The sequence below is a fragment of the Pseudomonas sp. CCC3.1 genome, assembly GCF_034347405.1.
GTDB lineage: Bacteria > Pseudomonadota > Gammaproteobacteria > Pseudomonadales > Pseudomonadaceae > Aquipseudomonas.
The window spans coordinates 267824-289009 of the sequence record NZ_CP133778.1; the positions used below are offsets into that span (position 1 = coordinate 267824).

Below are 21186 nucleotides of genomic sequence, written 5' to 3' on the forward strand. Positions count from 1 at the left end.
GCTGCCGTCCTGGCGCGCGATAGCTGCGCCGTCCGTTTGAACAGAGGAGAACAACATGCCAAGCAATTCTTTCGGTGAATCCTCTTGTACCGCTGCGGCCTGCATTGAAGCGTTTGTAGACCTTATTCCAGTAGCCAAACGCCTTGGGCAGGTCTCTCCAGGGACATCCCGTGCGCATGCGGTACAGCATGCCCTCCACGGTCATTCGTAGATCACGCTTGTTGTAGATGGCCTTGTGCAGCAGAATTTCCCGCAGCTTCGACCAATGCTCATCGCTGAGCAGTAATCGGGGCATTGCAAGCTCGTATCGATGTTGGGTCAGAGCTTCAACGATACGGGCTTGCTCTTATAGATCAATGGGTTAGCGCGAAATGGCAACAGACCCTAGCAAACCAGTTCAAATAACGTGGCGCAGTAGTTTTATCAGGTCCAAATGCGCCGTTTGGCCTGCGTCAGTTTCCCGGCGGTCTCCAGCTGTACATACACCAAACGCCTCTGGTCATCCACCGCGTCGCAACTCCCTGACACCCCGGCCCAGCTTGCGGCGCAACAGGGATCGCAGGGTCGCCCCATCCGAATACCCGACCTGTGCGGCGACCTGATCGACGCTGGCGTTTCCGGTGCGCAAGAGATGGACGGCATGCTCCACGCGCAGGTCCTGGAAATACGACAGCGGTGTCTTGCCCAAAACGCTTTGCAGCCGCCGCGCCAAGGTGCGCTCGCTTGTGCCCGCGGCGCTGGCCGCCTCGGCGAGCGAGAACCCCTTCGCGAGCCGACTTCTGGCCCAGCACTCGAAGCGCTCCACCATCGGGTCGGCATGCGCAAGGTGGTCGGGAATCACGAACTCGGCTTGCGAACTGCGTGCCTCGACCAGCAGATAGCGTGCCACCAGGGCCGCCAGCGCCGGACTGCGCCCGCGGATGATGCGCAAGGCCAAGTCGACGTGGGCCAAAGCGGCACCCGCGGTTGTGAAGCGTGGCGAGTTCACGATCATGCGTGACTCGTCCAGCGTGACGTTCGGATAGCGCTGCCGAAACATCGGCCCCAGCCACCATGACGTCGTCGCACGATGCCCATCAAGCAGGCCGCTCTCTGCAAGCAAGAAACTACCGGAGCAGGCGGCACCAAGGTGCGCGCCAGCGGCGGACCACTGCTGTAGCACGGCGACCGCATCGGGCACGTCGGGGCGTGTGAGCCGAGCCGAGAGCGTGTCAGGCATCTTTTCACCAAACGCGGGCACGAGCACGACGTCTGGTTCCGGCACACCACGCGCAGTGACCACGGGGACCGTCAAGCCTTGCGCAGTTCGGATGCGACGCCGCACGCCCACCAGCGTGAGCTCTATGTGCGCGGGAGCCTGTGGCAGCGAGCCCGACATCGCATTGGCCAAGCCCACTGTGTCGGTGAGCGCCGCAAGCCCCAGATCAAACACGCCATCACAAACAAGGATGTGGATTTTCATGGCAACAATGATATCAATGTTGTCATTATTGTCTATAGAGATGGCTGTCATGAAGACTTAGACTGCAGGCTCGTCGATCCATTCATCTAACCCAGTTACCCAAAGGATTACAGTATGACCAAGCTCGCCCTGTTTGTTCGCCTCGAAGCCAAACCCGGCCAGGAGGCTGCGCTTGCCGACTTCCTGGCCAGCGCACTGCCGCTCGCCAACGCCGAGTCCGGCACCACTGCCTGGTTCGCATTGAAGTTTGGCCCTTCGACGTTCGGTGTGTTCGATGCCTTTGCCGATGAGGCAGGTCGCCAAGCACATCTGAACGGCCAGATCGCCGCGGCCTTGATGGCCAACGCCGCGACCTTGCTCAGTTCTCCGCCCAATATCGAGAAGGTCGAACTGCTTGCAGCCAAACTGCCTGCATGACAACCCGGCCTTGACCAAATCAGGTCACGCTGCAGGATGGGGGGCACAAGCTCTACGCAGCGATCCCCCCCTCGATTGCACTTGCCCAGGGAGCTACCTTCCACAGCGATTGGGGGGCAATATTGCAGCCAGAACTTCCAAGCTGCGTCAGCAAGCAGGGGCAACATCAGGGCTGGCTGTGATGTTCCGATTCGTCGGGTAGTTATCGAGAAGTACCGACTGTTTGCAACGTGTCGGTACCGAGAGCCGTCTGGGCGAGCCAGATTTCCGGCCCATTGGAAGTCCGCAGTCCGCAAGCGCGGATCGATCGAGCGATTTGTTGAAAATCAACGACCTAGCATCGGGCCGTTCGGGCCGTTCGGGCTAGTGAGGGTTTCTGGGGGGGCGTAACGATTCGAACTCCTGCAGGGGCTCGGTGGGGTGGAACCCTGCGCCAAACCTATGTAACTCAGCGCCTTGCGACCGCTGCAAACTCCTGCGGAAAGGTGCGGAATCCGGACCTTGATGCCCGCAATCCTACCAGTTCTGCCCTGGTCGGGTCACCAACCGAGCGCATCAGACAGGGCGCCAGTTCAATTCCCGTTTGGGAATTGAACCCGCGTCAGCATCCACTCATCCGACGTTCGATCAGGCGGTGACGAACCGCTCCCGAAATGCTCGCCGGACCTGGTCGTAAGGCACAGGGCTGGTGGCGTGCGGGACCAGCGCGCTTCTGTCGCCGATGAGGTAGTTGATCCGGTAGGTGCAGTTTCCGGAGGGGTGCAGCATGCCGGCAATCACCCGGTCGGGATTCAGAACCCGCTCCTGGATCAGGCGGTCCAGCACGCTCTGGACCTACGGCCCCAAGCCAACGAACATGGCATCTTTCAGTTCTTCGACTTCCGCCGCGAAGTGCTACAGCAGGTACTTCCTCAGCAAGGGGTGCTTGGTCATATCCGGTGAGCCACGGTAATCGTCGTCCTTTACGAATACCGGATAGCGCAGACATTGATTTTCGTGCGTTAGAGAGGGCCTCGCTGCCCAAAAGCCTCACGCGCAAACTCCAAGAAGCTGCGCAGCTTTGGAGTCATTCTTCGGTCAGGGGCATAGAGGATGTGCATTGCGGTATTCGGCACCGGGTACTGCGGCAACAGACGCACCAGTGTCCCATCGCGCAGTGCATCGCTAACCAACTCTATCGGCTGTAGAACCACGCCTAGACCAGCTACAGCCGCTGCCAGCAGTGGATCACCTTGATTGATCGTTAATTTGCTTGTAATAGGAACATCTATACGCCCCTCCGGGCTGTCGAAGCTCCAGTGTGAGCGGCCATCAGAATAGGTAAACCCCAGACATTCCTGCTGCTGTAGATCCCACGGATTGATGATGGGAGGGCGACGTGCAAGATAGGACGGCGCAGCGCATAAAACCATCTGATAGGGCTCCAGTGGCAATGCCTTCAACCCACTGCTCGCCAGCTCGCCGATGCGAAATACCACGTCGTAACCATCATCAACGATATCGACCAGTTCGTTCGATAACGTTAGGTCAACAGACACCTGAGGATACCGAACCATGTATTCCAGCAGGCGTGGCGAAAGCGTGCGGATTCCGAACGTGACCGGCGCGTTGATGCGAAGGCGGCCGCTTGGTGTGCCCCGAGTGAGGGCAGCCAGGCTCTCGGCAGACTGCATGTCTGCAAGGATCAGTTTTGCTCGCGGGTAGAACGCCCTGCCGAAGTCGGTGAGGCTTTGCCTGCGCGTAGTCCGGTGCAGCAGGGAAACACCCAGATGTTGTTCGAGCATTTTCACCTGTTTCCCTACCAATTGAGGGGACAGATTCAGGTCGTCCGCAGCGGCGCTGAATGAACCCAGCTCAACTGTTTTGACGAACGTGGCCATCTGGGTCAGGCGATCCATTATAAACACTCTGTTTCTAGTAATACGCCATCGTAGGCATTTATCTAGCGCCAACCAATGACTAAATTTTTGACACCTTTCGAGTGCCCGGATACCTTCCGGATGTACGTCGAGGCCCATTGATAAACGAGGTATTTATGATGGCACGCATTGTCAGAATTCATGAATACGGTGACGCCAGCGTTCTGAAGCTGGAAGATCTGGAAGTATCGGCACCAGCAGCAAACGAGGTGCAAATTAGTGTTAAAGCTTTTGGCTTGAACCGAGCCGAAGTGATGTTCCGCAATCACGCATACCTACAAGAAGCGGAGTTCCCCAGCCGCTTAGGCTACGAGGCCGCAGGCATCGTAACGGCAGTTGGGAGCGACGTAACCGAGATCACGATTGGTGACTCGGTCGCTCTGATCCCACCTCTGGATATTGCTCGCTGGGGCACCTACGGCGAGTTGGCCAATGTACCGGCCCACCTGGTGGTAAAGAGCCCTGAGAACTTGTCCTTTGAAGAGGCTGCGGCGTCTTGGATGCAGTACGTCACCGCCTGGGGGGGATTGATTGAACAGGCGAAGCTACGTCAGGGCGATTTTGTCATCGTTACCGCCGCGTCAAGCAGTGTTGGCTTGGCCGCCTTCCAAATGGCTCGTATGGTCGGCGCCACATCGATTGCGATCACTCGAACTCACGCGAAGAAGCAAGCCCTACTTGATGCAGGCGCTGCGCATGTCATCGTCAGCGATGAAGAGGATATCGTCGAGCGTGTTATGACGATAACTGCCGGTCAAGGCGTTCGCGTTGTATTCGATCCTGTAGGCGGGCCGTCCTTGGAACCTCTCACGCAGAGCATGGCGCGGGGCGGAATTTTGCTGGAGTACGGCGCACTTAGCTCTGAACCGACACCATTCCCACTGTTTACCGTGCTGGGCAAAAGCCTGACTTTGAAGGGCTATCTCTACGCAGAGATTGTGGCCGACCCTGAAGCCCTAGAGAGAGCAAAGGCTTTTATTCTGCAAGGGTTGGAGTCCGGTGCGTTGCGCCCGATCATCGCAAAGACATTCACACTTAGCGACATCCAGGATGCCCATCGTTTCCTTGAAGCCAATCAGCAGATCGGCAAGATCGTGGTAACTGTCTGACCAGCAATTATGGGGCTGAGAGCGTAATCCTTCGGCCCCGATTCAAGCCAGCCCTGATGACCGCTTTTGGCCGATTCTGTGTATCCGTCCGGCCAACACACCTTCTTGGCCCCGACGCCAAAGGCGATGGTGTCCACCTGATTTAAGTGGACACCATTTCTAGCCTTTTATGCCGCTGGGCAAACCTATTTTCCCGAGGGCGTGGCGCGGCCGGGTTGGTATCAGCCAACGGACAGAGGTGTTGAGCGCAGGCTGGGAGAAAGACTCGCTTGGCTGCGCTCGCTCGATGATGAGACGCCGCCAGAGGCGGACGCCTGATCGGTCCATCCGAAACCTGCCCATCGTGATCTCACAAACTACAGGATAAGCACATGCCAGCCTCTTCTTTTGGTGAGTCCTCGGCGCATATCAGACGGAGACGCGTTGCCCACTATCTACGCACGGAGTCTGGCGCTGCGGTGCTGCTGGTGATCGTCACGGTTGTGGCGCTCGTGTGGGCGAACTCGCCGCTATCTAACGCCTATTTCGAGTTGTGGCACCTAGACGTCGGGTTCAACTTCGGGCCACTGCGCCTACACATGGATCTGCATCACTGGGTCAACGACGGCCTGATGGTCGTCTTCTTCTTCCTGATCGGACTGGAGGTGCGTCAGGAGTTCGCCCACGGATCGCTCCGTGACCGCAGCCGTGCCCGCCTCGCCCTGATCGCGGGGGTCACGGGAGTCGTGCTTCCCGCGCTGGTGTATGTCCTGATCGTGAAACTAGCCGGAAGTGAGGGCCTGCACGGGTGGGGTGCGGTGGTCGGCACCGATACGGCGTTCATGCTGGGCACCTTGGCGATCGTCGGCCCGCGGCTATCGGGTCAGTTGCGCGTGTTCCTGCTCACCCTGACCGTGGTCGATGACTTCCTCGCAGTGTCCATCATCGGCATCGTCTATAGCGAGGAGATCCGGATCGTCCCGTTGCTTATCGCCCTCGCCAGCCTCGTTGGATTGTGGTTGTTGGGGCGCACCCGCCAGTGGCGGGCGACGCCGTATGTGTTGATCGTGATCGTGCTGTGGTTCGCAACCGTGTATTCCGGCATCCATGCCTCCCTCGCCGGGATGGCCGCGGGGCTGCTGATCCCCGCCTATGCGACGCAACGTCACGGGGTCGTTGCGGCAAGACAGTTGTTCCGTGACTTCTGGCAGTCTCCGAGTGCCGCATCGGCCCGCGCGGTGGACTGCGGGCTGTCCCAGGGTATCTCGGTGAATGAGCGGCTGCACGAGTTCCTGCGGCTGCCGACGGCGCTGCTGATCGTGCCGGTGTTCGCCTTGGCGAACGCCGGGGTGGACCTGCGTGGCGGGCTGCTCGCCGAGGCCTTTGGCTCGCCAGTCACGTGGGGCGTCATCGCAGGGCTCGTGCTCGGCAAGCTCCTGGGCATCGGGCTCATCACGCTCGTCGCCATCCGTCTCGGCCTGGGCCGGCTGCCCGAGGGCGTCGGGGTGGGGAGCGTGTTCGGTGGGGCGGCGCTGTCCGGGATCGGGTTCACCGTGTCGCTGCTCATCATCGGGCTCGCGTTCGGCACGACCTCGGACCTGGGCCGCCAGGCGACGGTCGGCGTGCTCGTGTCGATGGTGTTCGCCACGTTGCTCGGGTGGCTGATATTCAAGGTCGCCGCTCTCAAGTGGGGGGAGGAGACTGCCGATTTGCCGATGGTACTTGAGCCACCAGTCGATCCGGAAGTCGATCACATCCGCGGTCCGGAGGACGCCCAGCTCACGCTCGTGGAGTACATTGACTTCGAGTGCGCGTACTGTGCACACGCCACCGGTTCGTGGGACGATCTGCGCGCCCACTTCGGGGACGACCTGCGGTATGTGGTGCGCCAGTTGCCGCACCACCCCCACGGGCCGATCGCCGCGCGGGCGTCCGAGGCGGCATCGAACCAGGGGATGTTCTGGCCGTGGCTGGACTTCGTGTTCACCCGTCAGCATGCGCTGGAGCGAGAGGACTTGATCGGCTACGCCGCCGAGCTGGGTCTTGACATCGATCGGTTCATCGCGGATCTCGACAGTCCCGCAGTGATAGAGCGTGTCGAGCGTGACCTCGTCAGCGCGGTCGCCAGCGGTGCGCACGTCACTCCTACGTTCTTCATCCAGGGTCGTCGTCTGCTCGGCAGTTACGACGCCCGCACTCTCACCGCAGTGCTCGAAGCCAGTCGCCGCGGCCCTCGCACTCAGGAAGTCCCGTCCTGAGCGGGGCGAACTACAGGATAAGAACATGCCAAGCAATTCTTTCGGTGAATCCTCTTGTACCGCTGCGGCCAGCGGCCTCGTGCAGGTGCGTGGCGCGCGCGAGAACAACCTCAAAGAGGTGGACGTCTCTATCCCGCGGAATGCGCTGGTGGTGTTCTCGGGTGTCTCCGGCTCCGGGAAGTCCTCGCTGGCCTTCGGCACCATCTATGCCGAGGCACAGCGACGCTATTTTGAGTCGGTGGCCCCCTATGCACGGCGCCTGATCGACCAGGCGGGCGTGCCGGACGTAGATGCGATCGACGGCCTGCCACCAGCGGTGGCGCTGCAGCAGCAGCGGGGGTCCAGCAATGCGCGTTCCTCCGTGGGCAGTGTGACCACCCTGTCCAGCCTGGTGCGGATGATGTATTCGCGCGCCGGCACCTATCCCGCCAACCAGCCAATGCTGTACGCCGAGGATTTTTCGCCGAACACGCCGCAGGGGGCGTGCCCGGCCTGCCACGGCTTGGGTCATGTGTACGAGGTGACCGAGGCGCTCATGGTGCCCGACCCCTCCCTGAGCATCCGTGAGCGGGCGATTGCTTCCTGGCCACCCGCCTGGCAGGGCCAGAACCTGCGCGACATCCTGGTCAGCATGGGCTACGACGTTGACCGGCCGTGGAAGGACCTGCCGAAAAAGGATCGCGACTGGATTCTGTTCACCGAGGAAACACCAACGGTGCCGGTGTACGCCGGTTTCACGCCTGCCGAAACCCGCTCCGCGCTCAAACGCAAGATGGAGCCGAGCTACATGGGCACCTTCACCGGCGCCCGGCGGTATGTGTTGCACACCTTCGCCAATACCCAGAGCGCGCTGATGAGAAAGCGCGTATCCCGGTTCATGGAGGGCAAACCGTGCCCTACCTGCCACGGCAAGAGGCTCAAGCCCGAAGCGCTGTCGGTCACCTTCGCTGGGGTGGACATCGGCGCGTTTATGCAGATGCCGCTGGACCACTTGGCGGCATTGCTCGAACCCATCGCACAGGGCGATTTCCGCGCCCATGCAGCGGGTGCGGCTACGGACAAGGAAGCGACCCGGCGCGAGCGTGCCGAACGCGCTGCCACCGGCCATGCGGTCCATGCGGTATCGCCCGACGTGCGCCATACCTCCGCGCTGTCGGAAGAAAAGCGCCTCGCCGCACAGCGCCTGGCTGGAGGCGTGATGGCGCGCCTGCGCCAACTGCGCGAGCTAGGCCTGGGCTACCTGACGCTGGACCGGGCCACGCCGACGCTTTCGGCCGGCGAGTTGCAACGCTTGCGGTTGGCCACGCAATTAAGTTCCCTGCTGTTCGGCGTCGTGTACGTACTCGACGAACCCTCGGCGGGCCTGCATCCCTCCGACAGCCAGGCCCTGTACGATGCACTCGACCGGCTGCGCGACGCGGGCAACTCGGTGTTTGTGGTGGAGCACGATCTGGACCTGATGCGCCGCGCGCAATGGCTCGTGGATGTCGGGCCGGATGCCGGGGAGCGTGGCGGCCGCGTGCTCTACAGCGGCGAGCCGGATGGCCTGCGCAAGATTGCCGAATCGCGTACTGCACGTTACCTGTTTGACGAAATTCCCGCACCCGGAAGCCGAGCACGCGAAGCGACCGGCTGGTTGGAGCTGCAGGGCATCCACCGCCATAACCTGCATGGCGTGGATGCGCGCATTCCGCTGGGCGTGCTGACAGCCGTTACCGGCATCTCTGGCTCCGGCAAATCCAGCCTCATCGCGCAGGCCCTGCCGGAATTGATGCTGCTGCACCTGGGCCACGAGCCTGAAGACGATGCCGCCGAAAGCGCCACCAGCGAAGGGCCGGCAGTGGTCGAAGCGACCGGCGGCCATCTGGCGGGCGACGTGGACGCCATACAGCGCCTGGTGCAGGTTGACCAGAAGCCGATCGGGCGCACGCCGCGGTCGAACCTGGCTACCTACACGGGTCTGTTCGACCATGTGCGCAAGCTGTTCGCCGCCACGCCCGATGCTCGACGCCGCCGCTATGATGCCGGACGGTTCTCGTTCAACGTCGCCAAGGGGCGCTGCGAGACTTGCGAGGGCGAGGGTTTCGTTAGCGTGGAACTGCTGTTCATGCCCAGCGTGTACGCGCCGTGCCCGACCTGCCATGGCGCGCGCTACAACGAGGCCACGCTGAAGGTGCAGTGGAACGGGCGCAACATCGCCGAGGTGCTGCAGATGACCGTGGACGAGGCCAGCGAATTCTTCGCGGGTGAAGACGCGGTGGCAAGGCCCCTGCAACTGCTGCGCGACATCGGACTGGGCTATCTGCGCCTGGGACAACCAGCCACTGAGCTTTCCGGTGGCGAGGCGCAGCGCATCAAGCTGGCGACCGAGCTTCAGCGCAGCCAGCGCGGCCGAAGCCTGTACGTGCTCGACGAGCCGACCACCGGGCTGCACGCGTCGGATGCCGACCGGCTGCTGGTGCAGTTGCAGCGCCTGGTCGATTCCGGCAATACCGTAGTGATGATCGAGCACGACATGCGTGCGGTGGCCCAAGCCGACTGGATGATTGACGTAGGGCCAGGCGCGGGCGCTGCCGGCGGCAGCATCGTGGTGGCGGGTTCCCCTCAGCAGGTGGCCCGAAAGTCTGGCAGCCGAACCGCTCCGTTCCTTGCACGGGAGTTGGCGCGGGCCGAGTAGCTTAGTTTGCCAAATGTTGCCAGCTTCGCGGGGCATTGATCGTCGCCATACGGTGGTGACGGTCGCTGCCCGAGTCGCGTCATCCTTCCTGAGTCAGAGCAAGATAGGGATTGTTGGGTGGTATTTCGGCGAATACCAAGGACCCATTTTCGAGGAGGTAGCCATGCAGTCGGCGGGACTTCCTCGGGCCCGTGACTTCACAGGTCCAAATGTTCAGGCCATTTGGGTGCTTGCGGTGTAGCTGCAGTTTCTAAAAGCGCTTTTGCACCCACTGCCAATCCGGTTGCTTGTCTTGCCTGACCAGCGCATCCACCTGGGGATGTTCCTGCGCATAGCGCTGGAACACGCCGGGACTGACCAGGTAGGCGGTGTCGCTCACCGTATGCACGAGCGCCTTGGCGTCGTTGATGATGAGTCGCCGCGCGGCGACTCCCTGTTGCAGCCACGTCATGAAATGCTCCCCGGATGGTATCGCGACTGTTGGAGTTGATGCAGGTCCAGGCGCAGGGGTAAGTGGCAAGGGAGACGCTGCGGCTGTGGTTGGGGCAGGGACTTTCTCCACTGGATCTTCACCCTTCCCCATGTCGGCCGTGCCATCCAATCCAACCATCGCCAGCATGTCCTCCATGACGTCAGGCACGGGCGGGGCCGCAGTCGGCAAGGCGGTATCGCTGCGAGGGCATTCCCAAGGGGGAGTCTCCTGACCTTCGGGTGCTGGCTGCCCCACGACCGCGGGCGGTGTGCCTGGTGCACCGCCGTTGATTTCCGCTGGCGTCGTGTCGATCGCCACCGTGCCTGCGAAAAGCGCTGGCCGCTCGCCGGATTCCCAGATCAGCGCGGGCGCGAGGCGCAACAGGGTGAACGAGTAGGACCAGCCGGTCGCACTGGTCACGGTCGCGCGCCAGACCGCCTTGCCGTCTGAGGTAGGCTGGAGCATGCCGTGGTCCTGCAGCACGTTGAAGACGGCGGTGTTGTTCGCAGGAATGCCGTCGATCCCCTGAGACAGCAGGTGCGCGCGCAGCTTGTCCGAGACAGTCTTGCTCACCAGCCACAGCCCATCCTCAGTGAGCCAGCCATCGGAGGCTTCCGGCTGATTCAGCTTCAACTGTTCCTTGAGCAGGAAGCGCAGCCCGTCCAGCAGCTTGCGTTGCAGCGCGTGCCTGGGCGCGGCCATGGCGCGCGCGGGATCGCCGCCCAGTTCCTGTGCCACAGAAGCGCGATCAGCCTGCACGACCAGTTCACCCAGCACGCCGGCGTGCTCGTACTGCCCGGCCAAGACGTAGAGCAATGGTGCCCACAGAGACGGATAGCCGCTGAGCCAGTCTAGGAGCGGACCATCGAGCAATTGGCGGTAGAGCAGCCCTGTTGCGGCGCTGTGCAACCGGTACTCGCGGTCTTCGCGGTAGCGGAAGCGGTACGACTGGTGCAGCGGGCCGTGCCAGGGATGCCACAGCGAGCCGTCTGCCAGCTCGACCAGCAGATCGACGGCCACCTTGCCGATGTCGTGCAGCAGCGCGGCGTAAGCAACGGCGGCGGTCCAGGCTTCCGACTGCGCCGCCTGGTCTTCGGGGCTGGCGCCGATGGGCAACAGATGGGACTGCCGCAGCTTGAGCGCATAGGCGACGATCTCCAACCCGTGATCCAGCATGCCGCCGGGGTAAGCGTGATGATGGCTCTCGGAAGCGGGGAATTGCTGGACCAGCTCGGCGTAGCGCTCCAGCGGCGTGCGGTACAGCGTGGCGAACTGCCGGCGCGACAGCGACGTGCGCTGCCAGATGTGTTCCAGCAGCTTCTGTCGGCGCGGTGTCGCCAGCAGCGATGCGGCCGATTCGGGCCGTAGCAGCCCTTTGGGGAGGTCGGTGGCGGGCGCTGGTGATGGGGCAGTGACCGGAGGCCGTTTTCGCTGGAACAGGGAGAGCATGTGGGTGTCCTCTGGGGGGGCCGGCCGGGATGCCTTTTCGTCTTTTCGAGGTAGGGCCTTTCCCCTTGCACTCCCATTCCCTTGCCTTTTCGGCCCTTTGGCCTTTAACCGCTTCGGTATAGCGGGAAATGGGATGCGGCTCCAGCGTCAATGGGGAACCCGCTGGAGTGGAATGGTCAGCGTCCTTCAGGTCACGCTCGATGCCGTAGAGCTTGTTGATCAGGCTCAGCGCCACGTCGGCACGCCCAGTCTTGCCCTTGGGCTGCACCTTTTGGGCTTCGACGAACTTGCGTCGCGCATGCGCCCAGCAGCCCAGGCGTTCGATGCCGTCGCGTGCAGCCACGGCGTTGTAACCGGCGTAGTCGTCGGTCATCAGGTAGCCGCGGTAGCCATCGAGCAGGCGTAGCGGCACCTCCTGCGCGCGGCTGGCTGTGTAGTCGAAAAGGATCACCGGCTTGTCCGGCGGCCCACCGCTTTGCACCCACATCCAGGATTGTGCCGAGGGGTCGCGTCCCGGTTCATGCAGCACCTGCAAGCGCGTTTCGTCGCAGTGCAACACGGGGTAGTCCAGCAGCTTGTCGCGCATCAGGTTGAGCAACGGTTGCAGTTGCTCGCCACTTTGGATCACCCAACGCGCCAGGGGCTGGCGTGGGATGTCGACGCCGTGGCGGCTGCCCCCTAAAGAAGGTTGGCCGTAGAAGAGCACTTGAAGGGCTTCGCGTCCCTCTCTGGAGTGTGCTGTCTTTTGCGTGTACAGCCCCTGGTTTCAGCGTTGTCAAGTGGCAGTTTTGCTATAGGAGCGTTTTTTCCGCGCACCGCATCACTGGTAATGCTATTCGATCACTCGAAGCTTCGGATGATCTGATCGTTATTTGGTCAGATTGCTGTTTTTGACATCGGCAAAGACTGAAATCAGTCAGAAATACAAGGGTGTGCAGCCCTAGATTCTTTCTTGCAGCGCCTTGAAGAAGGCATCGATATTCTCATCGTGGCGTTTGTAGTAGGTCCAGGGGCCGATCCGCTGCGATGTCACCAATTGCGCGCGCTGTAGAGCTGCGAGATAAAGCGATGTCGTTGACTGCGAGAGGCCCGTGCGCTCTTGGATGATACTGACGCACACGCCTACCGTTTCTGGGTCGACTTCCTGCTCGGGAAAGACTGTCCTGGGATCCTTGAGCCAATTGAGGATGGCAAGGCGCGTCGGGTTCGCCAATGCTTTCAGGGCTTCGTTAACGTCAATAGTCATGAATTTTTTGAGACCTGTTTTTTTCGATATCTAGATATCTTCCTGATTCGCGCATCAAATTGGAAGGCTTCGCCATGATCTCTGCGCGCCTGCCCGTCGCAATGACGGGCTGGTTTGGACTGGAATCCTATTGCCCTGTCAGGTAGGACTATCGGGCACCTGTGCGCCGAATTGCGGGACGATATGTTTGCCAAGTTCCTCGATAACCTCTGCTGCGGGGCGTTTACCATACTTGAGGTTCAGGATGACGTGATCTACACCGATTTCCTGAAGTGTATCCAGCAAGGCCCGCAGGTGGTTACGTCCCAGTCGGAATCCTAGATGGATAGGCGAGGGTGGCGTGGATGGGTGTTCGTCCAGGTCGATATACAGCGATTGCAAGAACGGCTTGTAGATAGTGCCACATTGTTTAGCCGTTTCCTGTCGCCAATCTTCCACGATGAGTCGCTGCATTTTTGGCGGACGTGGATAGTTGATCCATCCATGGCTTTCACGCGCGATCCAATCGAGCGGCTGGCGGCTGTGTCCGGTTACGAATAGCGGTATTTCCCGAGTCGTAGGTTTGGGAACGAGATCGGCCCCCAGTAACTCGCCGTGACTCCAGCGAATGGGCTCGAAGTGTGTTCGATGGGCTTGGCGTATCACATTGAGGTTTTCTTGAAAGGTCTCGCCACGCTGTTCTGGATCAATGCTGAATGCGGGAAACTCCACGGGACGATCGCCAGAGGCTACTCCCAGGAGCAAGCGACCTCCGCTCAACTGATCAATGCTCGCTGCGGCCTTTGCCGTGTGCAAGGGATTACGCAAAGTAAGGGCGATGGAGGCGGTGCCTAGTGCGATTTTTGTTGTATGGGCTGCCATGTAGCCCAGATACACCCAAGGGTCGAAAACCTGGCCGACATCGCCGAAGCTTGGGTCCCTGAGTGGGACGTCGCGAAACCAGAGCGCCGAAAAACCAAGTGCCTCTGCACGTTTGGCCAGCGCGACCTGATCTAGCATGCTCGGTGTATCACCTTCGAAAGCCTCCAGGGGAAAGAACAGCCCAAGGCTTAGATGACCCTGCCTGAAGGTTCGTTTGAATCCCCTATGCTCTTGGTAGGGGATCGTGCTCGGTTGGTACATGCTTAACTTCCTCGGTCAACAATCGCTGAGCCACGCCCCTGAGTTATGGGGCGTGGCATTGAGCGTTTAGGATTTGTAAGTCGGGTAGTCGGTGTAGCCTTTATCGGTACCGCCGTACATGGTGCTTGGATCAACTGGGTTAAGCGGCCAGTTGTTGGCGATACGAGCGGGCAGGTCGGGGTTCGCAATGAAGGGGCGGCCAAAAGCGATCAGATCGCCCCAGCCAGCTTTTATCACGCGATTTCCTCGTTCAGCGGTGTACTTGCCGGCATAGATAATCTTGCCGCTGAAGGTCTTACGAACAGCTTCCCGGAACGTCTCAGGCAGCTCGGGTGCGTTTTCCCAATCGGCTTCGGCGAGCGACAGGTAGGCAATGCCCACTTCCTCGAGGATCTTCACTGCCTCGATGTAGGTTTGATGAGGATCTTCTTCGACTAGACCAAGGTAGACGCGGTCTTCGTCTGTGGTCGCGAACAGCGGGGCGAAGCGAACGCCAACGCGCTCCTTGCCGACCACACCAGCAACAGCGAGGGTGATTTCGCGCAGGAAGCGAAGACGGTTCTGCAGCGAACCGCCATATTCATCATCACGCTGGTTGGTATGGGCCGAAATGAACTGGTTTACCAGGTACCCGTTCGCGCAGTGAAGCTCCACCCCGTCAAAACCTGCGTCCAAAGCATTTCGGGCTGCTTGGGCGTAGAGCTCAACCAGTTCCTTTACCTCCTTGGTGGACAGGGCTCGTGGGGTCGAAGGGTCGGCCAGTGTACCCGTGCCGGGGCCAGTTTCGATGAACACCTTGACGTTGTCCGCGCGGATGGCTGATGGCGCGACGGGCGCTTCACCACCGGGTTGCAGCGATGTGTGCGACACGCGGCCCACATGCCAAAGTTGAGCAAAGATCACCCCCCCTTCGGCGTGAACAGCGTCGGTGACCTTACGCCAGCCTTGTATCTGTTCCGGGCTATGAATGCCAGGTGTCCAGGCATAACCCTGTCCTCGGGGTTCGATCTGTGTGCCCTCGGTCACCATGAAGCCAGCACCGCTGCGCTGACGGTAATAGGTGGCCATTAGGTCGTTCGCAATATTGCCGGGTTGGGAGCTGCGCGAGCGCGTCAGTGGCGGCAGAACGATACGGTTCTTAAGGGTGTATGGGCCCAGCTGAGTGGTTTTGAAAAGTTCTGATTGTGACATTTCGTTTACCTGCATATCTAAAATATTCGATGTTATAAGTCAAAAAAACATGGATCAACGAGGTCAGAAGAGCCCGAGCGGTCCAGGTCACGAAGGCGCGCTGTGCGCCCTGCACCGCGCGGGCGACGTCGGCAGCTGTGGCGTTGATAATGTCGAGGGCTTCACCGTATTTGTCCGAAACTCACTGGTTGTCAATAAACAGGCCGTAGCTGCTGTCGGGAAGGTGATTCGGATGGGTATCGCTGGAATCTTTCATGGGACTACCTCCTGGGGTTTCTAGCGCGGTTATGGGTAGACTATTCTCGATATTCATATATGTCAATATATTAATATTGCTTCCGGCACGTACGCATGGTTCCACGCCCTTGCAGCTCACTTCTGGATCAGCTGGGAGCGCGCCGTGCTTCGCGCCAGGGTTGCCTATGCAGCCAGCTCCCTTGATTTTTTCATCAAGGAGGCTGGTTGCATCAGGTATTGATGTTTGCGTTGATGTGCAGATGAAGTTAGAACGGCGCGTCAATATCGATGACGCTAATCAGCTTCTGATTGACGAATTCCTTGATGCCCAAAGCCTGCAAGCGATGCTGACTTTTCAAAGCTGAGAGATACAGTGCCTGCTCGAATGCGTGCGGACGCCGTGGCCCTTAATGATCAGCGAGACTTGGATCGTAGGTCTGAGGTCGCTGACGGCTGAGGTGATGTGGTCATTTCAGCGGACAATCAGAGGAATTCCTCAGGCCATAGAGCGTTTGTATCTAGCTTTGGTTTCGATAGCGGCTTCTAACTTTACGTCGTGGATGCCCGGGTGTCTGTTATGTAATATTGCGCACATGGGTTGCTCACTGGCAGCTTGCGGCCCAGAGTGTGTAAAAACGCCCGTACAAACCCTTGCTATGATTTCTGAGACTGTCATCGCAAGGGACGCCCATGAAACGGTTTATCCAGGGTGAACACCGAGGTCAAAGCACCTTACTCCCCGAAAGCCTCGACGATTACGTCAGCGATACCAACCCAGTGCGCGTGGTCGACGTTTTCGTCGACGAACTCGACCTAGCCACGCTAGGTTTTGATGGCGTCATTCCAGCCGAAACCGGAAGACCGGCTTACCACCCTGCGATCCTGCTGAAGATCTATATCTATGGCTATCTAAACCGCATTCAATCGAGCCGGCGTCTTGAGCGAGAAGCTCAGCGCAATGTCGAACTCATGTGGTTAACCGGGCGATTGATGCCCGACTTCAAGACCATCGCCAACTTCCGAAAAGACAACAGCAAAGCCATTCGTGGCGTTTGCCGCCAGTTCGTTTTGCTCTGCCAGCAGTTGGGCCTTTTTAGCGAAAACCTGGTTGCCATCGACGGCAGTAAATTCAAGGCGGTGAACAACCGAGACCGGAATTTCACCAGCGCCAAACTGAAGCGGCGCATGGAAGAAATCGAGACGAGCATAAGCCGTTATTTGGCTGCGCTCGATGTGGCTGATCGACAGATTCCTAGCGCCTCCGCGCCAGACACTGCCAGCCTGGAAGATAAAATCGCCAAGCTCAAAGCGCAGATGAAAGAGCTTCAGGGGGTCGAAGCTCAGCTCAACGAATCGCCAGACAAACAGGTTTCGCTGACCGACCCGGATGCCCGCTCAATGATGACGCGCGGCAGCGGTATCGTCGGCTACAACGTGCAGACGGCTGTCGATACGCAGCATCACCTGATAGTTGCTCACGAGGTCACCAATAGAGGCTCCGACCGTGACCAGCTCAGTTCAATGGCGAAGCACGCTCGTGAAGCCATCGGCGCAGAAACGTTGTCGGTAGTCGCCGACCGAGGCTACTTCAAAAGCGAAGAAATCTTGGCCTGCCATGACGCAAACATCACCGCCTATGTACCAAAGCCGATGACTTCAAGCGCCAAGGCAGAAGGACGGTTCAACAAAGATGCCTTCGTTTATGACGCGACGAAAAACGAATACACCTGCCCGGCTGGAGAGGCACTGATCTGGCGTTTCTCCAGCGTTGAAAAAGGCATGAATTCCTATTAGTTGGACGTTTCGGATGAAGTCGTTGACGGCTGGGTGATGGTCTTGCGAGACGATCTCAATAGGAGGCATTTCAAGGCGCTCACTGAATCGCTCATGGGCGCTACTCTTGAATCCAGCATTGGCTACCTACCGCATGAGCCGGTAGCCAGATACCGTCAGAAGCCCTCCAGAACGATCTTGCCCTTTGCCTTGCCGCTCTCCAGCAAGGCATGGGCGCGACGTAGGTTTTCGGCGCTGATACGCCCGTAGTTTTCGCCAACGGTGGTGCGCAACACACCCGCATCGATCTGGCGGGCCACTTCATTGAGGATGTTGTGCTGCTCCTGCATGTCCTCGGTCTCGTACAGCGAGCGCGTGTACATCAGCTCCCAGTGCAGCGACAGGCTCTTGCGTTTGAGCGGTACGACGTCCAGCGTGGCCGGGTCATCGATCAGGCCCAACCTGCCCTGTGGCTTCAGTGACTCGATGATCTGCTCGTAATGCCGATCGGTCTGCGTCAGGCTTGCGACGTAGCTGACCTGCGGAAGGCCGATGCGCTTGAGCTCTTCGCTCAGTGGCTTGGTGTGATCGATCACGTAATGGGCGCCGAGTTCGGTGACCCAGGCCTGGGTTTCAGGGCGCGAAGCCGTACCAATGACGGTCAGGCCGGTCAACTGACGCGCCAGCTGAGTCATGATTGAACCCACCCCGCCTGCAGCGCCAATGATCAGCAGCGTTTCGCCACGGTCGGTGGTGTCGCGCGCTACGCCGAGGCGATCAAATAGCAATTCCCAAGCGGTCAGAGACGTCAGGGGAAGCGCCGCGGCCTGGGCGAACTCCAGCGACTGTGGCATCGATCCGACAATGCGCTCGTCTACCAGCTGCAACTCACTGTTGCTGCCCGGGCGGATCAGCGACCCGGCGTACCACACCTTGTCACCGGGCTTGAACAGCGTTACGTCGGAACCGACCGACTTGACCACGCCGGCAGCGTCCCAACCGAGGATGCGCGGCTGTGTTTCGTCTGTATGCGGCACGTAGCCCTGGCGGACTTTGGTATCGACCGGGTTGACCGATACGGCCTTGACTTCTACCAGCAGGTCGCGCGGCCCCGGCACTGGCTCGGGTAGATCGATCTCCACGAGGGCGTCAGGGTTCTCAACAGGCAGACATTTGAAGTGTGCAATGGCTTTCATTCGGAGCTCCTCAGGAGACGCGGTACATTTTCATGACGGAGAATTTTTCGGCGGCGCGTTCGATGACGGGCAGCGCTGCCTGGAAATGCGGGGTGGCCTCGTGCGCAGTCAGCGCCGCTTCGTCTCGCCACTGCTCAACCATATGGAAGGTGCGAGGCTGTTCTGCATCTTTATGAAAGTCGTATTGGATGCAGTCTGCTTCGGCGCGACTTGCGCCTTGCAGATCCTGCAGCGTCTGCTGGAGCTCATCTTCGGAGCCGGCCTTGGCGACCAATGTGGCAACCAGTGTGAGTGGGGTGATCATCGAACCTCCTGTCTGTGCATGTGTGAGAGACGCATCGAGCTGGCATGGGCTTATCGACAGTGACCCTACCGGCCATGCCGCGAAGACCTGCACGTGGTTTAAAGCGTTACAACAATCTTGCCCACCTGGGCATTCGATTCCATGTACCGGTGAGCCTCGGCCATCTCGTCGAAGCTGAATGTACGGTCGATTACCGGCTGCAGCTGCCCAGAGGCGAGCCCTTCGTTGATGAAGTGCTTGGCCCGTTCGAGTTTTTCTCGATCCTGGGTGATCTCGAACAGCTGATAACCACGCAGCGTCAGATGCTTGCCGAGCAGGTCCATGACCGACACAGGGATATCCCGAGTGTCCAAAGCGCCGTACTGGAAGAAGATGCCGTGGTTCGCCAGTGCCTTGAGCACCAAGGCCACTTCGGGCCCGCCAACGGGATCGAAGGCCATGCGAGCGCCTTTGCCATGAGTCATCGTCATGACCTCGGCCACCATGTCCTGCTCCTGCGTCGCAATGACTGCCGCCGCCCCGGCCTGAAGTAAGGCCTCGCGCTTGTCGCTGGTGCGGGTCAGCGCGACAGGAACGGCGCCCACCATGTTCGCAATCTGGATAGCGGCAAGCCCCACGCTGCTGGACGCCGCACGGATTAGCACCGTCTCGCCGGCCTGCAGCCCACCAAGCTCGATCAGTGCGCCATAGGCAGTGACAAACTTCATCCAGGTCGCCGCTGCTTCCGTGAAAGAAAGCGCTTCCGGGTGTTTGACCACCGCGTGAGCCGGCGCGTTGACCAATTCACCGTACAAGCCGTATTCGTCAAAGGAGAACGCGGGCACTACGCTGACCGCATCGCCAACAGCGAAGCCGACCACACCGGGACCCACTGCAGATACGGTCCCAGCCGCTTCATAGCCCAGCATGGCGGGAAACGTCGGTTCGATGACGTACTGGCCTGTGCGGTACATCACTTCAGCCCGGTTGATGCCGAGCGCCCTGACGTTGATTTGAACCTCGTTCGCGCCGGGAGCCGGCACGTCGATCTCGTCGATCTGGAGAACCTCCGGTCCACCGGTGCGATGAAAGCGTATGACGCGAGACATAGCGTAATCCTCAGCTATCTATCGGAAGGGCCGAGCCATGAGCGGCCCAGCCAGGTAGCCACCAGCGCACATCGGCGCTGAGGCAGCGGGCGATTAGGCCATGACGGCCGTCTTCGCCCCGACGGATCACTTGTAGCGTTCAAGCCAGTGGGCATAGGGAGCCGGCAAGGTCCAGGACGCACGCTCTACGCCCAGCTCTTGGGCGGCAAGATAGGACCAATTTGGATTGGCCAGATGTGCTCGCCCAATCATCGCCAAGTCCAGCTGACCGCTCTTGACCGCTTCTTCGGCAACGCTTGGCGTGCCGAAGCCCCATGCCGAAGCCACTGGTATCCCCGCCTCACGCTTCACGCGCTGGGCAACTTCGCCCATGAAGCCAGGCGCCCAGGGAATGTTGGTTTCAGCGATGGTGAAACCAATGCTGACGCTCAGCAGATCCAGGCCACCATCTTTGAAGCGACGTGTCAGTTCGATAGCCTCGGTCAGCGTCTGTTCGTCCCGGCCGTCGTATTCGATAACCCCTAGACGAGCGGTTAGCGGCAGGTGCTCCGGCCAAACCTCACGAACAGCCGCCAGCGTTTCAAGCAGGAAGCGGCTACGGTTGTCGAAACTGCCACCGTAGGCGTCATCGCGATGGTTGGAGTGTTCGGAAAGGAACGACTGGGCCAGATAACCATGGGCGAAATGCAGCTCCAGCCACTCGAAGCCAGCGTCACGCGCACGGCGAGCGGCTGCGACGAAATCCTCACGCACACGGGCAATGTCTTCCAGCGTCATGGCTTGCGGCTGCTTGGCCAGGTGACCGCCAAAAGCTATGGCCGATGGAGCGATGGTCTGCCAGCCACGGGCGTCATCTTCAGCGATGTGGTCATCACCTTCCCATGGACGGTTTGCGCTTGCCTTGCGACCGGCGTGGGCGATCTGCAGGCCGGGGACCGAGCCGGCTGCCTTGATCGACTGCACCACCGGTACGAAGGCCTGGGCCAGCTCATCGTTCCAAATACCCGCACAGCCAGGAGTGATCCGCCCTTCTGGCGCTACAGCGGTTGCTTCGACAATCACCAACCCCGCCCCGCCACGCGCAAGGGAGGCGTAGTGAACACTGTGCCACTCGTTGATCAGGCCATCGTTTGACGAGTACATGCACATAGGGGGAATCGCAATACGGTTGCGAAGCGTGACGTCTTTAAGCGTGAAGGGTTGGAACAGCGCAGACATTGGTTTCTCCGAGGGTTGTCTATTACGTTAATTCGATAGTATTCGAACTATGGAGATAGAGCAAACCCG

The 21186-nt window shown here is 60.1% G+C and carries 15 protein-coding genes and 4 pseudogenes; 6 read left to right on the forward strand and 13 right to left on the reverse strand.

The features are described from left to right. Positions 1–100 precede the first annotated feature (100 nt). Together RHM56_RS01270 and RHM56_RS01275 are read right to left on the reverse strand one after the other, a co-directional pair. Positions 101–295 (reverse strand): annotated as a pseudogene (locus tag RHM56_RS01270) (transposase); the annotation flags it as partial. Between the two features lie 204 nt (positions 296–499). Further along, positions 500–1513: a GlxA family transcriptional regulator gene (locus tag RHM56_RS01275; protein WP_322237781.1), complete on the reverse strand. Its 1014-nt coding sequence runs from the start codon at positions 1511–1513 to the stop codon at positions 500–502. 63 nt (positions 1514–1576) lie between these two features. Here RHM56_RS01275 and RHM56_RS01280 point away from each other — a divergent pair, with 63 nt between their 5' ends. Next, positions 1577–1879, forward strand: coding sequence for a putative quinol monooxygenase (locus RHM56_RS01280; RefSeq protein ID WP_007182542.1), 303 nt, complete (start codon positions 1577–1579; stop codon positions 1877–1879). Between the two features lie 627 nt (positions 1880–2506). Here RHM56_RS01280 and RHM56_RS01285 read toward each other — a convergent pair. Further along, on the reverse strand, positions 2507–2704 hold the full coding sequence (locus RHM56_RS01285; RefSeq protein ID WP_023082110.1) for a hypothetical protein: 198 nt from the start codon (positions 2702–2704) through the stop codon (positions 2507–2509). A 176-nt stretch (positions 2705–2880) separates the two neighbouring features. Continuing rightward, positions 2881–3777: a LysR family transcriptional regulator gene (locus RHM56_RS01290; protein WP_013970892.1), complete on the reverse strand. Its 897-nt coding sequence runs from the start codon at positions 3775–3777 to the stop codon at positions 2881–2883. Positions 3778–3917: 140 nt separating this feature from the next. Here RHM56_RS01290 and RHM56_RS01295 point away from each other — a divergent pair, with 140 nt between their 5' ends. The 3 genes from RHM56_RS01295 to RHM56_RS01305 all read left to right on the forward strand — a co-directional run bounded on the left by RHM56_RS01295 (position 3918) and on the right by RHM56_RS01305 (position 9821). Next, positions 3918–4907 carry a zinc-dependent alcohol dehydrogenase family protein gene (locus RHM56_RS01295; protein WP_322241661.1) on the forward strand — a complete coding sequence of 330 codons (990 nt, stop codon included), beginning with the start codon at positions 3918–3920 and terminating at the stop codon, positions 4905–4907. 371 nt (positions 4908–5278) lie between these two features. Beyond that, on the forward strand, positions 5279–7144 hold the full coding sequence (nhaA, locus tag RHM56_RS01300; protein ID WP_322237810.1) for a Na+/H+ antiporter NhaA: 1866 nt from the start codon (positions 5279–5281) through the stop codon (positions 7142–7144). Between the two features lie 25 nt (positions 7145–7169). Then, on the forward strand, positions 7170–9821 hold the full coding sequence (locus tag RHM56_RS01305) for an excinuclease ABC subunit UvrA (protein ID WP_047280119.1): 2652 nt from the start codon (positions 7170–7172) through the stop codon (positions 9819–9821). A 79-nt stretch (positions 9822–9900) separates the two neighbouring features. Here RHM56_RS01305 and mobH read toward each other — a convergent pair. The 5 genes and pseudogenes from mobH to RHM56_RS01330 form a co-directional block, all read right to left on the reverse strand. After that, positions 9901–11742 (reverse strand): annotated as a pseudogene (gene mobH / locus RHM56_RS01310) (MobH family relaxase). 178 nt (positions 11743–11920) lie between these two features. Then, positions 11921–12415 (reverse strand): annotated as a pseudogene (locus RHM56_RS01315) (IS66 family transposase); the annotation flags it as partial. A 267-nt stretch (positions 12416–12682) separates the two neighbouring features. Beyond that, positions 12683–12988, reverse strand: coding sequence for an ArsR/SmtB family transcription factor (locus RHM56_RS01320; RefSeq protein WP_012464920.1), 306 nt, complete (start codon positions 12986–12988; stop codon positions 12683–12685). Positions 12989–13126: 138 nt separating this feature from the next. Further along, complete coding sequence (locus tag RHM56_RS01325; protein WP_003291626.1) at positions 13127–14110, reverse strand: LLM class oxidoreductase; 984 nt, start codon at positions 14108–14110, stop codon at positions 13127–13129. 66 nt (positions 14111–14176) lie between these two features. Next, on the reverse strand, positions 14177–15301 hold the full coding sequence (locus tag RHM56_RS01330) for an alkene reductase (RefSeq protein WP_047280121.1): 1125 nt from the start codon (positions 15299–15301) through the stop codon (positions 14177–14179). A 422-nt stretch (positions 15302–15723) separates the two neighbouring features. On the opposite strand from RHM56_RS01330, the gene RHM56_RS01335 reads away from it, so the two are divergent. Together RHM56_RS01335 and RHM56_RS01340 are read left to right on the forward strand one after the other, a co-directional pair. After that, on the forward strand, positions 15724–15903 hold the full coding sequence (locus tag RHM56_RS01335) for a hypothetical protein (protein ID WP_162208461.1): 180 nt from the start codon (positions 15724–15726) through the stop codon (positions 15901–15903). Between the two features lie 325 nt (positions 15904–16228). Next, positions 16229–17320 (forward strand): annotated as a pseudogene (locus RHM56_RS01340) (IS1182 family transposase); the annotation flags it as partial. Positions 17321–17487: 167 nt separating this feature from the next. On the opposite strand, the gene RHM56_RS01345 reads toward RHM56_RS01340, so the two are convergent. The 4 genes from RHM56_RS01345 to RHM56_RS01360 all read right to left on the reverse strand — a co-directional run bounded on the left by RHM56_RS01345 (position 17488) and on the right by RHM56_RS01360 (position 21117). Beyond that, entirely contained in the window at positions 17488–18507 is a 1020-nt protein-coding gene (locus RHM56_RS01345; protein WP_003288728.1) for a zinc-binding alcohol dehydrogenase family protein, read from the reverse strand. Positions 18508–18517: 10 nt separating this feature from the next. Beyond that, entirely contained in the window at positions 18518–18811 is a 294-nt protein-coding gene (locus RHM56_RS01350) for a putative quinol monooxygenase (protein ID WP_322237822.1), read from the reverse strand. A 98-nt stretch (positions 18812–18909) separates the two neighbouring features. Next, entirely contained in the window at positions 18910–19899 is a 990-nt protein-coding gene (locus tag RHM56_RS01355) for a zinc-dependent alcohol dehydrogenase family protein (protein ID WP_003288730.1), read from the reverse strand. 126 nt (positions 19900–20025) lie between these two features. Further along, positions 20026–21117: an NADH:flavin oxidoreductase/NADH oxidase gene (locus tag RHM56_RS01360; RefSeq protein ID WP_013983157.1), complete on the reverse strand. Its 1092-nt coding sequence runs from the start codon at positions 21115–21117 to the stop codon at positions 20026–20028. Between the last annotated feature and the right edge of the window lie 69 nt (positions 21118–21186).

What these genes read in the sequence shown, in the direction of transcription:
- RHM56_RS01275 (WP_322237781.1), bottom strand. Translation starts at nt 1,513, where the DNA reads ATGACAGCCATCTCTATAGACAATAATGACAACATTGATATCATTGTT.
- RHM56_RS01280 (WP_007182542.1), top strand. Translation starts at nt 1,577, where the DNA reads ATGACCAAGCTCGCCCTGTTTGTTCGCCTCGAAGCCAAACCCGGCCAG.
- RHM56_RS01290 (WP_013970892.1), bottom strand. Translation starts at nt 3,777, where the DNA reads ATGGATCGCCTGACCCAGATGGCCACGTTCGTCAAAACAGTTGAGCTG.
- RHM56_RS01295 (WP_322241661.1), top strand. Translation starts at nt 3,918, where the DNA reads ATGGCACGCATTGTCAGAATTCATGAATACGGTGACGCCAGCGTTCTG.
- nhaA (WP_322237810.1), top strand. Translation starts at nt 5,279, where the DNA reads ATGCCAGCCTCTTCTTTTGGTGAGTCCTCGGCGCATATCAGACGGAGA.
- RHM56_RS01305 (WP_047280119.1), top strand. Translation starts at nt 7,170, where the DNA reads ATGCCAAGCAATTCTTTCGGTGAATCCTCTTGTACCGCTGCGGCCAGC.
- RHM56_RS01320 (WP_012464920.1), bottom strand. Translation starts at nt 12,988, where the DNA reads ATGACTATTGACGTTAACGAAGCCCTGAAAGCATTGGCGAACCCGACG.
- RHM56_RS01325 (WP_003291626.1), bottom strand. Translation starts at nt 14,110, where the DNA reads ATGTACCAACCGAGCACGATCCCCTACCAAGAGCATAGGGGATTCAAA.
- RHM56_RS01330 (WP_047280121.1), bottom strand. Translation starts at nt 15,301, where the DNA reads ATGTCACAATCAGAACTTTTCAAAACCACTCAGCTGGGCCCATACACC.
- RHM56_RS01335 (WP_162208461.1), top strand. Translation starts at nt 15,724, where the DNA reads ATGCAGCCAGCTCCCTTGATTTTTTCATCAAGGAGGCTGGTTGCATCA.
- RHM56_RS01345 (WP_003288728.1), bottom strand. Translation starts at nt 18,507, where the DNA reads ATGAAAGCCATTGCACACTTCAAATGTCTGCCTGTTGAGAACCCTGAC.
- RHM56_RS01350 (WP_322237822.1), bottom strand. Translation starts at nt 18,811, where the DNA reads ATGATCACCCCACTCACACTGGTTGCCACATTGGTCGCCAAGGCCGGC.
- RHM56_RS01355 (WP_003288730.1), bottom strand. Translation starts at nt 19,899, where the DNA reads ATGTCTCGCGTCATACGCTTTCATCGCACCGGTGGACCGGAGGTTCTC.
- RHM56_RS01360 (WP_013983157.1), bottom strand. Translation starts at nt 21,117, where the DNA reads ATGTCTGCGCTGTTCCAACCCTTCACGCTTAAAGACGTCACGCTTCGC.